A 12,227-nucleotide genomic window follows, 5' to 3' on the forward strand; every position below is an offset into this window, starting at 1 on the left:
ATCCGTTAAAGAATAAATCAGACAAATATATTTAATACAATGATACGTAATTAATTATTTTAGATATAAATATTAAGATGTGATTTATTCAGAAGGGGTATAACAGGCACAAAAAAACCGCCCGAAGGCGGTTTTTCCTGGATGCTTATTTAGCGCCCGGGATGCTGAAACGCTTGTTGAAGCGGTCAACACGGCCACCGGTTGCAACATCACGCTGCTTACCAGTGTAGAACGGGTGGCATTTGCCGCACACGTCCAGGTTCAGATCGTGGCCCACGGTAGAGCGGATCTGGATAGAGTTACCGCAAGAACAGTTTGCAGTAATCATTTCGTATTTCGGGTGAATATCTTTTTTCATGGGAGAACCTCAGTTAAGGCCGCGTCGCTCTTCCAGCCCTAACGCCAGACACCACGCGATGTTGAATGTAATTTCTCTGGCGTAATATACACCAAAGGCGGCGAATCATACAGAATTTGACCAACGTATGCAAACTGATCCGCACGCCGCTTTCACTAATGTGTATACTAACGCGCCACTTTTCAAGTCAGGAAGATTCGATGCCCGTCGCTCACGTTGCCCTGCCCGTTCCGCTTCCCCGCACCTTTGACTACCTGCTGCCCGACAGCATGAGCGCCAAAGCGGGCTGTCGCGTGACCGTGCCGTTTGGCAAACAGCAGCGCGTGGGGATTGTTGTCTCCGTCAGCGATCAAAGCGAACTGCCGCTCAATGAACTGAAGTCGGTCGTTGAGGTGCTGGACAGCGAGCCTGTTTACTCCACCAGTACCTGGCGACTGCTGCTGTGGGCGGCGGATTATTATCATCACCCCATTGGTGACGTCCTGTTCCACGCTCTACCCATCATGCTGCGCCAGGGCAAGAGCGCCAGCCACGCGCCGATGTGGTACTGGTTTGCTACCGAGCAGGGTCAGGCCGTGGATATCAACAGCCTGAAGCGTTCGCAGAAACAGCAGCAGGCGCTGGCCGCCCTGCGTCAGGGGAAAATCTGGCGGCATCAGGTCGACGAGCTTGAGGTCAGCGAAACGGCGCTACAGGCATTAAGAAAGAAAGGGCTAAGCGAACTGGCAAGCGAAGCACCAGCCCTTTACGACTGGCGCGAGAGTTTCTCCGTTTCAGGGGATCGCCTGCGTCTGAATACCGAGCAGGCCACCGCCGTGGGCGCGATTCATAGCGCCTCCGATCATTTCTCTGCCTGGCTGCTGGCAGGAGTGACGGGTTCCGGCAAAACGGAGGTCTACCTGAGCGTGCTGGAAAACGTGCTCGCGCAGGGCAAACAGGCGCTGGTGATGGTGCCGGAAATTGGCCTGACGCCGCAAACCATCGCCCGATTCCGCGAACGCTTTAACGCGCCGGTTGAGGTGCTGCACTCCGGCCTGAACGATAGCGAACGCCTCAGCGCCTGGCTGAAAGCGAAAAACGGCGAAGCGGCGATTGTGATCGGCACCCGCTCGTCGCTGTTTACGCCGTTTAAAAATCTCGGCGTTATCGTGATCGACGAAGAACACGACAGCTCCTATAAACAGCAGGAAGGCTGGCGCTATCACGCCCGCGATCTGGCTGTTTATCGCGCGCACAGTGAGCAGATCCCTATTATTCTCGGCTCCGCCACGCCTGCGCTCGAAACGCTGCACAACGTGCGCCAGCGCAAATACCACATGCTGCGCCTGACGCGTCGCGCGGGGAATGCCCGTCCGGCCATTCAGCACGTACTGGATCTGAAAGGTCAGCAGGTCCAGGCCGGGCTTGCGCCTGCCTTAATTACCCGAATGCGCCAGCACCTGCAGGCGGGCAACCAGGTGATCCTGTTCCTTAACCGACGCGGTTTCGCGCCCGCCCTGCTGTGCCACGACTGCGGCTGGATTGCCGAGTGTCCGCGCTGCGACCACTACTATACCTTCCACCAGGCCCAGCGGCATTTGCGCTGCCACCACTGCGACAGCCAGCGTCCGGTTCCTCGCCAGTGCCCGTCGTGTGGTTCCACGCATATCGTGCCGGTGGGGCTGGGAACGGAACAGCTGGAACAGGCGCTTGGCCCCTTCTTCCCGGACGTGCCTATTTCGCGTATCGACCGGGACACCACCAGCCGCAAAGGCGCGCTGGAACAGCAGCTGGCGGAAGTGCATCGCGGCGGCGCGCGCATCCTGATTGGCACCCAGATGCTGGCCAAAGGCCACCACTTCCCGGACGTGACGCTGGTCGCCCTGCTGGACGTGGATGGCGCGCTGTTCTCGGCAGATTTCCGCTCAGCCGAGCGCTTCGCCCAGCTTTATACCCAGGTAGCAGGGCGTGCCGGTCGCGCCGGTAAACAGGGCGAAGTGGTGCTGCAAACGCACCATCCTGAGCACCCGCTGCTGCAAACCCTCCTCCATAAAGGCTATGACGCCTTTGCCGAGCAGGCGCTGGCCGAACGCCAGACCATGCAGCTGCCGCCGTGGACCAGCCACGTCATCATCCGCGCGGAAGATCATAACAACCAGCAGGCGCCGCTTTTCCTGCAGCAGCTGAGAAACCTCCTGCAGGCCAGCCCGCTGGTGGATAATCAGCTGTGGATTTTGGGCCCGGTTCCAGCGTTGGCCCCAAAACGCGGCGGACGTTTTCGCTGGCAAATTTTGCTCCAGCACCCCTCGAGGGTTCGTCTTCAGCACATCGTCAGCGGTGCGCTGGTACTGATTAATACCCTACCGGAAGCGCGAAAAGTGAAGTGGGTACTGGACGTCGATCCCATCGAAGGCTGAAGACGGATCGAAAAATTTAACGCTCCTCACACTTTTTATGAAAATTCTGTAACCGATTCCATTAACTATCTGTAAAAATGGTGATGTCAGAAGTTCGGTGTTCAGGCGAGGAGAAGACGTTGAAGTCCAGGAAAGAGGTTGCACCGGCGACCATGAAAGACGTTGCCCAGAAAGCACAAGTCTCTACGGCAACGGTATCCCGCGCATTAATGAACCCGGATAAAGTCTCCCAGGCGACCCGTAACCGGGTAGAGCAGGCTGCGCTTGAAGTGGGCTATTTCCCACAGGCGATGGGGCGTAACGTTAAACGCAATGAGTCGCGCACCATTCTGGTGATTGTGCCGGACATCTGTGACCCCTTCTTCAGCGAGATTATCCGCGGTATTGAAGTCACCGCAGCGGAACAGGGTTACCTGGTGCTGATTGGCGACTGTGCTCACCAGAACCAGCAGGAAAAAACCTTCATCGATCTCATTATCACCAAGCAGATCGACGGCATGCTGCTGCTTGGCTCTCGCCTGCCGTTTGATGCCAGCATTGAAGAGCAGCGTAATTTACCGCCGATGGTGATGGCCAACGAGTTTGCGCCAGAGCTGGAGCTGCCGACGGTCCATATTGATAACCTCACCGCCGCGTTCAACGCCGTAAACTATCTCCAGGAACTGGGGCATAAGCGCATTGGCTGTATTGCCGGGCCGGAAGAGATGCCGCTGTGTCACTATCGCTTACAGGGCTACGTCCAGGCGCTGCGCCGTACCGGCGTCACCGTCGATCCACACTACATTGCGCGCGGTGATTTTACCTTCGCCGCGGGTGGACAAGCGCTGGAGAAACTTCTGGACCTGCCTGAACCGCCAACCGCCGTATTTTGTCACAGCGACGTGATGGCGCTGGGCGCATTATCGTACGCCAAACGCCGCGGTCTGCGGATACCGAAAGATTTATCAATCATCGGATTCGATAATATTTCGCTTTCAGAATTTTGCGATCCGCCGCTCTCAACGGTCGCTCAGCCGCGCTATCAAATCGGCCGGGAAGCGATGCTGCTTCTGCTGGATCAGCTTCACGGTCAAACAGTTAGCAGCGGCTCGCGGTTGCTGGACTGCGAACTGATTGTTCGCGGTACTACCCAGGCATTGACTTAAAGTAAACGTCTTTCGGATACCCTTATCTGGTCAAAGCCCCGCCGCTTAAGTAACATGGCGGACTGACGAACGAATAAATACAGCGAAACGATAGTGGCACAACGAGATTATGTACGTCGCGGCCAGCCGGCACCTTCGCGACGCAAAAAGAGTAGCTCAAGGAAAAAGCAACGTAACCTGCCTGCTGTATCGCCAGCAATGGTCGCTATTGCTGCGGCTGTAGTCGTCGCCTTTATTGGTGGCCTGTACTTTATCACGCACCATAAAAAAGAAGAGTCTGAGGCGCTTCAGGCCAGTAAAGTTGCCGGAAATGGCCTTCCTCCGAAGCCTGAAGAGCGCTGGCGCTACATCAAAGAGCTGGAAAGCCGTCAGCCTGGGGTGCGTGCGCCAACCGAACCTTCTGCGGGTGGTGAAGTGCAGAATGCGAATCAGCTGACGGATGAACAGCGTCAGCTACTGGCACAAATGCAGGCCGATATGCGCCAGCAGCCTACGCAGCTGAACGAAGTGCCGTGGAATGAGCAGACCCCGGCGCAGCGCCAGCAAACGCTGCAGCGGCGTCAGGCGCAACAGCAGATCCAGCAACAGCAACAACAGCAATGGGCGCAAACCCAGCCGGTGCAGCAGCCGAAAGCACAGCCGCGGGTAACGGAACAGCCATACCAGCAGCAGACGCGTACGGTGCAGTCTCAGCCTGTCCAACAGCCGCCGAAAACGCAGCCGCAGAAACAGGCGGCTCAGCCGTATCAGGATCTGCTCCAGACGCCTGCGCATACCACCGCGCAGCAGCCGAAAACGCAGCAGGCCGCGCCGGTCACCAAAGAGACCGAAGCGCCGAAGCAGACGGCGGAGAAAAAAGATGAACGCCGCTGGATGGTACAGTGCGGTTCGTTCAAAGGCGCCGAGCAGGCGGAAACGGTGCGTGCTCAGCTGGCCTTTGAAGGGTTTGATTCGCGTATTACCACCAACAACGGCTGGAATCGCGTGGTGATTGGTCCGGTCAAAGGCAAAGAAAATGCCGATGGCACCATTTCGCGTTTGAAAGTGGCCGGCCACACAAACTGCATTCGACTCGCCTCCGGGGGTTGAAACCCCCAAAATCCCCCCCATCTATCATTTAATTCAGCCCTGAGCACAGGCTCAGGGCTTCTGTTTCCCGATTCTGTAACCAGGGGGTCTGCTCGTGACAACAATAGTAAGTGTACGCCGTAACGGCCATGTGGTAATCGCCGGTGATGGCCAGGCCACGCTGGGTAATACCGTCATGAAAGGCAACGTGAAGAAAGTGCGCCGCCTCTACAACGACAAAGTGATCGCCGGTTTTGCAGGCGGCACGGCGGACGCCTTCACGCTGTTTGAACTGTTTGAACGCAAACTGGAAATGCACCAGGGTCATCTGGTGAAAGCTGCCGTTGAGCTGGCGAAAGACTGGCGTACCGACCGCATGCTGCGCAAGCTTGAAGCGCTGCTGGCGGTAGCCGATGAAACCGCCTCGCTGATCATCACCGGTAACGGTGACGTGATTCAGCCGGAAAATGACCTGATTGCCATCGGCTCTGGCGGCCCTTATGCCCAGGCTGCAGCCCGCGCGCTGTTGGAAAATACCGACATGAACGCACGTGATATCGCGGTGAAGGCGTTGGATATTGCAGGTGATATCTGCATTTATACCAACCACAACCACACCATCGAAGAATTGACCTCCAAAGCGTAAGGATCTCCCATGTCTGAAATGACCCCACGCGAAATTGTCAGCGAACTGAACAAACACATTATCGGCCAGGATAACGCCAAGCGTTCCGTGGCTATCGCTCTGCGTAACCGCTGGCGTCGTATGCAGCTTGACGAAGAGCTGCGCCACGAAGTGACGCCGAAAAACATTCTGATGATCGGCCCGACCGGCGTCGGTAAAACCGAAATCGCCCGTCGTCTGGCGAAGCTGGCTAACGCACCGTTCATTAAAGTTGAAGCCACCAAGTTCACCGAAGTGGGCTATGTGGGTAAAGAAGTGGACTCCATCATCCGCGATCTGACCGACTCGGCGATCAAGATGGTGCGCGTCCAGGCGATCGAGAAAAACCGCTACCGTGCGGAAGAGATGGCCGAAGAGCGCATTCTCGACGTGCTGATCCCACCGGCAAAAAACAACTGGGGCCAGGCAGAACAGCAGGCGGAACCGTCCGCTGCGCGTCAGGCATTCCGCAAGAAGCTGCGTGAAGGCCAGCTGGACGACAAAGAGATTGAGATCGATCTCGCTGCCGCGCCAATGGGTGTGGAAATCATGGCGCCTCCGGGCATGGAAGAGATGACCAGCCAGCTGCAGTCCATGTTCCAGAACCTGGGCGGCCAGAAGCAGAAAGCGCGTAAGCTGAAAATTAAAGACGCGATGAAGCTGCTGATTGAAGAAGAAGCGGCGAAGCTGGTAAATCCGGAAGAGCTGAAGCAGGATGCTATCGACGCGGTTGAGCAGCACGGCATCGTGTTTATCGACGAAATTGACAAAATTTGTAAGCGCGGCGGCAACAGCTCCGGCCCGGACGTGTCCCGCGAAGGCGTTCAGCGCGACCTGCTGCCGCTGGTTGAAGGCTGCACTGTCTCCACCAAGCACGGTATGGTGAAAACGGACCACATCCTGTTTATCGCTTCCGGTGCGTTCCAGGTTGCCAGCCCGTCGGATCTGATCCCCGAACTGCAGGGGCGTCTGCCTATCCGCGTTGAGCTGCAGGCGCTGACCACCGAAGATTTCGAACGTATCCTGACCGAGCCAAACGCCTCTGCTACCGTACAGTACAAAGCGCTGATGGCGACCGAAGGCGTGAACCTCGAGTTCACCGAAGACGGTATCAAACGTATTGCCCAGGCCGCATGGCAGGTCAACGAAACCACCGAGAACATCGGTGCGCGTCGCTTGCATACCGTGCTGGAACGCCTGGTAGAAGATATCTCTTACGACGCGAGCGACCTTAACGGTCAAACCGTTACCATTGACGCAGAATATGTGAGTAAACATCTGGATGCGTTAGTGGCAGATGAAGATCTGAGCCGTTTTATCCTATAATCGCGGTTACTGGATTCTCATCACGTTTAATGGGGGCTAATGCCCCCATTTTTATTGGCTAAATACTTATGACTGACATCAGCCGTACTCAGGCGTGGCTCGAAAGTCTGCGCCCTAAAACACTTCCTCTGGCCTTTGCCGCGATTATCGTCGGCACCGCCCTTGCCTGGTGGCAGGGTTATTTTGATCCGCTGGTCGCCGCGCTGGCATTGATTACCGCTGGCCTGCTGCAAATCCTCTCCAATCTCGCCAACGACTACGGCGACGCGGTAAAGGGCAGCGACAAGCCGGACCGCATAGGGCCACTGCGCGGAATGCAGAAAGGGATGATTACCCAGTCGCAGATGAAACGCGCGCTGATTATCACCGTGGTGCTGATCTGCGTATCCGGCCTGGCGCTGGTGACGGTGGCGTCTAAGACCACCAGCGATTTTATTGGCTTCCTGGTGCTGGGCTTATTGGCCATTATCGCGGCCATCACCTACACCGTCGGCACGCGTCCTTACGGTTATATTGGGCTTGGCGATATCTCCGTACTGGTGTTCTTCGGCTGGCTGAGCGTGATGGGAAGCTGGTACCTGCAGGCGCATACGGTGATCCCTGCCCTGTTCCTGCCCGCAACCGCCTGCGGCCTGCTGGCGACGGCGGTGCTCAACATCAACAACCTGCGCGACATCAACAGCGATCGCGAGAACGGCAAAAATACCCTGGCGGTTCGTCTGGGGCCGGTCAATGCCCGCCGCTATCATGCCTGCCTGCTCATTGGCGCGCTGGTTTGCCTGGCGCTGTTTAATCTGATTTCCTTGCAGAGCCTGTGGGGCTGGCTGTTTGTGCTTGCCGCGCCGCTGCTGATTAAGCAGGCCCGTTTTGTGATGCGTGAACTCAGCCCGTCCGCCATGCCGCCAATGCTGGAGCGCACGGTAAAAGGCGCGCTGCTGACTAACCTGTTGTTCGTCATCGGGATTGTGTTAAGCCAGACGCTGCGTTAGCTGACAAATATCAATTAACAATTGATGATTTTGCCAACAACGCATTTCGCACGATATACTGAACACATTCGCAGCAACTGAGCGTTAAACCTATGAAATACGATACCTCCGAGCTTTGTGACATCTACCAGGAAGATGTCAACGTCGTTGAACCGCTGTTCTCCAACTTTGGTGGGCGGTCGTCGTTTGGCGGACAGATCGTCACGGTGAAATGTTTCGAGGACAACGGGTTGCTGTACGATCTGCTCGAACAGAATGGCCGCGGCCGCGTTCTTGTGGTCGACGGCGGCGGTTCCGTGCGCCGTGCATTAATTGATGCTGAACTGGCCGGCATTGCCGTCCAGAATGAGTGGGAAGGCCTTGTGGTGTACGGTTCAGTGCGTCAGGTGGACGATCTGGAAGACCTGGATATCGGGATTCAGGCCATCGCGGCCATACCGGTAGGGGCGGCGGGTGACGGTATCGGCGAAAGCGACGTGCGCGTCAATTTCGGCGGCGTGACCTTCTTCTCCGGGGACCATCTCTACGCCGATAATACCGGTATTATCCTGTCCGAAGATCCGCTGGATATCGAGTAGTAAAACCGTAAGCGTGAACCATAAAAAAACCGCCAACAGCAATGTGGCGGTTTTTTTTGTCCCTCGGGATTCGCGGTCCGTTGGGAAGTTTTGCAACCTTTAACCAGGATTTTTATCTTACCCTGGTTCAAACCTCAGGTAACCCCATCAACCCTTTATAAATTCCTAATTATCTATGAAAACCTTAACTACGCTGCTGTTGCTCATTATGATGCTGCGTCCCTTTCCGCCATTTCGCAAATGGGCATCGGTCCAGGGAAAGGTGTACTCACAACCGTAAAGCAGCCTTTAACCAGGCTTGTGTCCACCGACTTATCACCGGTGGTGAACGGTGGAGCGGTTAGCTGCAGGGACCGCATAATGAAACGCTATTTATGTATCGCGTTCATTGTCGCCAGCGTACTCGTTGTAAAGAGTGATGAACCGAATGTGTTGATTGCTCTTACTATGACAGCGCAGGACAAGTAGCGTTAAGGCCGCCTCTGGCGGCCTTTTTTATTGCAGGCATAAAAAAGCCGGGTGGTGGCTTCGCCTTACCCGGCCTGTTCAGTTCATCCCAATGGGAATCAGACTTCTTCCATACGTCCCAGCAGCGCCTGCAGGCGATCCTGCCAACCGTTCTGCTGTTCGCGCAGCTGGTTGTTTTCGCGCTCCAGTTCTTCGCGGCCGTGCTGAGCGTTCTGAACTTCCTGCGCCAGGCTGTTGTTCTTCTCTTTCAGCTCTTCAATTTCCATCTGCAGCAGGGTGATGGTGTCAATCGCCTGCTGTACTTTCGATTCCAGTTTCTCAAACACTTCTAAAGACATGATGCTACCTCTCCTGAATTGCAAGGCGACGCTTTAACATAAACGCGCACGACATATACCGTCGATTGTATGGAGCGCGGCGCTCTGTGTCCAGCGACACACCGCGCAGATCGCGGTTTGCAACACTTTTAGGTCTGGTCCTGGTGCGTTCGCGTCATATACCCCTAAATTGTTAACTGATTCGTTAATGAAATGATTCAGCTCACATTCCTGTACTGATGCAAAAATGTGCTTTATGGCGCGAAAACGCTCATTTTATTGACGCAGACCACACATTTTGATTTCGATATTTCTCGTTTTTGCTCGTTAACGATAAATTAACACTATGTCTACAGGGCATCGTGGCTGTCACGGGCGGTCATGCTAACAATAAACATCAATTTCTTCAGGATTCCGATTATGAGTCAGACATCAACCTTAAAAGGCCAGTGCATTGCCGAGTTCCTTGGTACCGGGTTGTTGATATTCTTCGGAGTGGGCTGTGTCGCTGCACTGAAAGTGGCGGGTGCCAGTTTTGGTCAGTGGGAAATCAGTATCATCTGGGGTCTGGGCGTGGCGATGGCCATCTACCTGACTGCAGGGGTTTCTGGTGCACATCTTAACCCGGCGGTGACAATCGCACTGTGGCTGTTCGCGTGCTTCGACGGACGCAAAGTTGTACCTTTCATTCTTTCTCAGTTTGCCGGCGCGTTTTGCGCAGCGGCGTTAGTTTACGGGCTTTATTACAATCTTTTCATCGACTTCGAACAGACGCATCATATGGTACGCGGCAGCGTCGAAAGTCTGGATCTGGCAGGCATCTTCTCAACCTACCCTAACCCGCATATCAATTTTGTGCAGGCGTTCGCAGTTGAAATGGTGATTACCGCTATTCTGATGGGCGTTATCCTGGCGCTGACCGACGACGGAAACGGCATTCCGCGCGGCCCGCTGGCCCCCCTGCTGATTGGCCTGCTGATTGCGGTGATTGGCGCCTCCATGGGCCCGCTGACCGGCTTCGCGATGAACCCGGCACGTGATATCGGACCAAAAGCGTTCGCCTTTATCGCAGGCTGGGGCGATGTCGCCTTCACAGGCGGCAAAGACATTCCTTACTTCCTGGTACCGCTGTTTGCGCCGGTTGTCGGGGCTGCGCTGGGTGCGTTTAGCTACCGCAAATTAATTGGTCGCCACTTACCGTGCGACACCTGTGTGGAAGAGGAGAAGGAAACGACTTCTACCGCACAACAAAAAGCTTCGCTGTAATCTGACTACGGGACACATACCATGACCGAAAAAAAATATATCGTTGCGCTCGACCAGGGCACTACCAGCTCCCGCGCTGTCGTAATGGATCATGACGCGAACATCGTCAGCGTGTCACAGCGCGAATTTGAGCAAATTTATCCTCGTCCAGGCTGGGTAGAGCACGACCCGATGGAGATTTGGGCATCACAAAGCTCCACGCTGGTCGAAGTGCTGGCGAAAGCCGATATCAGTTCCGACGAGATTGCCGCGATTGGTATCACCAACCAGCGTGAGACTACCGTGGTCTGGGAACGCGAAACCGGTAAGCCTATTTACAACGCCATCGTCTGGCAGTGCCGCCGCACCGCAGAAATTTGCGAAAAACTGAAGCGCGAGGGCATGGAAGATTACATCCGTAGCGCAACAGGCCTGGTGATTGACCCGTATTTCTCCGGCACCAAAGTGAAATGGATCCTCGACCACGTGGAAGGTTCACGCGAGCGTGCTAAACGCGGCGAGCTGCTGTTCGGTACCGTCGACACCTGGCTTATCTGGAAGATGACCCAGGGACGCGTTCACGTCACCGATTACACCAACGCCTCGCGTACCATGCTGTTCAACATCAACACCCTGGAGTGGGATGACAAGATGCTGGACGCGCTGGACATTCCGCGCGCGATGCTGCCTGAAGTGCGTAAGTCTTCAGAAGTGTACGGTCAGACCAACATCGGCGGTAAAGGCGGCACCCGTATTCCTATCGCCGGTATCGCCGGTGACCAGCAGGCGGCGCTGTTCGGCCAGCTATGCGTCAAGGAAGGGATGGCGAAGAACACCTACGGCACCGGCTGCTTTATGCTGATGAACACCGGCGAGAAAGCGGTGAAATCAGAAAACGGCCTGCTGACCACCATCGCCTGCGGCCCGCGCGGCGAAGTGAACTATGCGCTGGAAGGCGCGGTGTTCATGGCCGGCGCGTCTATCCAGTGGCTGCGCGACGAGATGAAGCTGATCAGCGATGCGTTCGACTCCGAGTACTTCGCGACCAAAGTGAAAGACACTAACGGCGTGTACGTGGTGCCTGCGTTCACCGGTCTGGGCGCACCGTACTGGGATCCGTATGCACGCGGCGCGATTTTCGGCCTGACGCGCGGTGTGAACTCTAACCACATTATTCGCGCCACCCTGGAATCCATCGCCTACCAAACGCGCGACGTTCTGGAAGCGATGCAGGCTGACTCCGGCATTCGTCTGCACGCCCTGCGCGTGGACGGCGGTGCGGTAGCGAATAACTTCCTGATGCAGTTCCAGTCCGACATTCTGGGCACCCGCGTTGAGCGCCCTGAAGTGCGTGAAGTGACGGCGCTGGGCGCGGCGTACCTTGCCGGTCTGGCGGTAGGCTTCTGGCAGAACCTGGACGAGCTGCAGGAAAAAGCGGTTATCGAACGCGAATTCCGCCCTGGTATCGAAACCACCGAGCGTAACTTCCGCTACAGCGGCTGGAAGAAAGCGGTGAAACGTGCCCTGGCGTGGGAAGAGCACGAAGAGTAAGCCCCCTCACCCCGGCCCTCTCCCCAAAGGGGAGAGGGTGTTTTAAGTCCCCTCGCCCCTTTGGGGAGAGGGTTAGGGTGAGGGGAGTACAGACCGCACCTTACCCACTCTGTGATAAACTT

Annotated in this window: 11 protein-coding genes; 9 read left to right on the top strand and 2 right to left on the bottom strand. The window is 56.0% G+C overall.

The window, feature by feature from the left end; translation table 11 throughout:
• Nucleotides 1–145 precede the first annotated feature (145 nt).
• Entirely contained in the window at nt 146–358 is a 213-nt protein-coding gene (gene rpmE / locus GVO84_RS22165; RefSeq protein WP_003862040.1) for a 50S ribosomal protein L31, read from the bottom strand.
• A gap of 200 nt (nt 359–558) precedes the next feature.
• On the opposite strand from rpmE, the gene priA reads away from it, so the two are divergent.
• The 7 genes from priA to rraA all read left to right on the top strand — a co-directional run bounded on the left by priA (nt 559) and on the right by rraA (nt 8,524).
• Nucleotides 559–2,754, top strand: a complete 2,196-nt coding sequence (gene priA / locus GVO84_RS22170) for a primosomal protein N' (RefSeq protein WP_159515137.1) — start codon at nt 559–561, stop codon at nt 2,752–2,754.
• A 119-nt stretch (nt 2,755–2,873) separates the two neighbouring features.
• The gene (cytR, locus tag GVO84_RS22175) at nt 2,874–3,899 is read left to right on the top strand and encodes a DNA-binding transcriptional regulator CytR (protein ID WP_023309683.1); all 1,026 of its coding nucleotides are present in this window, start codon (nt 2,874–2,876) and stop codon (nt 3,897–3,899) included.
• Nucleotides 3,900–3,992: 93 nt separating this feature from the next.
• A complete protein-coding gene (ftsN, locus tag GVO84_RS22180; RefSeq protein ID WP_159515138.1) occupies nt 3,993–4,988 on the top strand; it encodes a cell division protein FtsN in 996 nt (331 codons plus the stop codon).
• 94 nt (nt 4,989–5,082) lie between these two features.
• The gene (gene hslV / locus GVO84_RS22185) at nt 5,083–5,613 is read left to right on the top strand and encodes an ATP-dependent protease subunit HslV (protein ID WP_008501802.1); all 531 of its coding nucleotides are present in this window, start codon (nt 5,083–5,085) and stop codon (nt 5,611–5,613) included.
• Nucleotides 5,614–5,622: 9 nt separating this feature from the next.
• A complete protein-coding gene (hslU, locus tag GVO84_RS22190) occupies nt 5,623–6,957 on the top strand; it encodes an HslU--HslV peptidase ATPase subunit (RefSeq protein ID WP_023309685.1) in 1,335 nt (444 codons plus the stop codon).
• Between the two features lie 68 nt (nt 6,958–7,025).
• Complete coding sequence (gene menA, locus GVO84_RS22195) at nt 7,026–7,946, top strand: 1,4-dihydroxy-2-naphthoate polyprenyltransferase (protein WP_159515139.1); 921 nt, start codon at nt 7,026–7,028, stop codon at nt 7,944–7,946.
• Nucleotides 7,947–8,038: 92 nt separating this feature from the next.
• A complete protein-coding gene (gene rraA / locus GVO84_RS22200; protein ID WP_023309687.1) occupies nt 8,039–8,524 on the top strand; it encodes a ribonuclease E activity regulator RraA in 486 nt (161 codons plus the stop codon).
• Between the two features lie 566 nt (nt 8,525–9,090).
• On the opposite strand, the gene zapB is transcribed toward rraA, so the two are convergent.
• Complete coding sequence (gene zapB, locus GVO84_RS22205; protein ID WP_010436935.1) at nt 9,091–9,330, bottom strand: septal ring assembly protein ZapB; 240 nt, start codon at nt 9,328–9,330, stop codon at nt 9,091–9,093.
• A gap of 399 nt (nt 9,331–9,729) precedes the next feature.
• On the opposite strand from zapB, the gene GVO84_RS22210 reads away from it, so the two are divergent.
• Nucleotides 9,730–10,575: an MIP/aquaporin family protein gene (locus GVO84_RS22210; RefSeq protein ID WP_014885705.1), complete on the top strand. Its 846-nt coding sequence runs from the start codon at nt 9,730–9,732 to the stop codon at nt 10,573–10,575.
• A 21-nt stretch (nt 10,576–10,596) separates the two neighbouring features.
• Nucleotides 10,597–12,105, top strand: coding sequence for a glycerol kinase GlpK (gene glpK / locus GVO84_RS22215; protein ID WP_063144383.1), 1,509 nt, complete (start codon nt 10,597–10,599; stop codon nt 12,103–12,105).
• Nucleotides 12,106–12,227: the final 122 nt, after the last annotated feature.

Origin of the sequence: Enterobacter sp. SM3 (genome assembly GCF_009811935.2) — a bacterium.
Taxonomy (GTDB): Bacteria; Pseudomonadota; Gammaproteobacteria; order Enterobacterales; family Enterobacteriaceae; genus Enterobacter; species Enterobacter asburiae_D.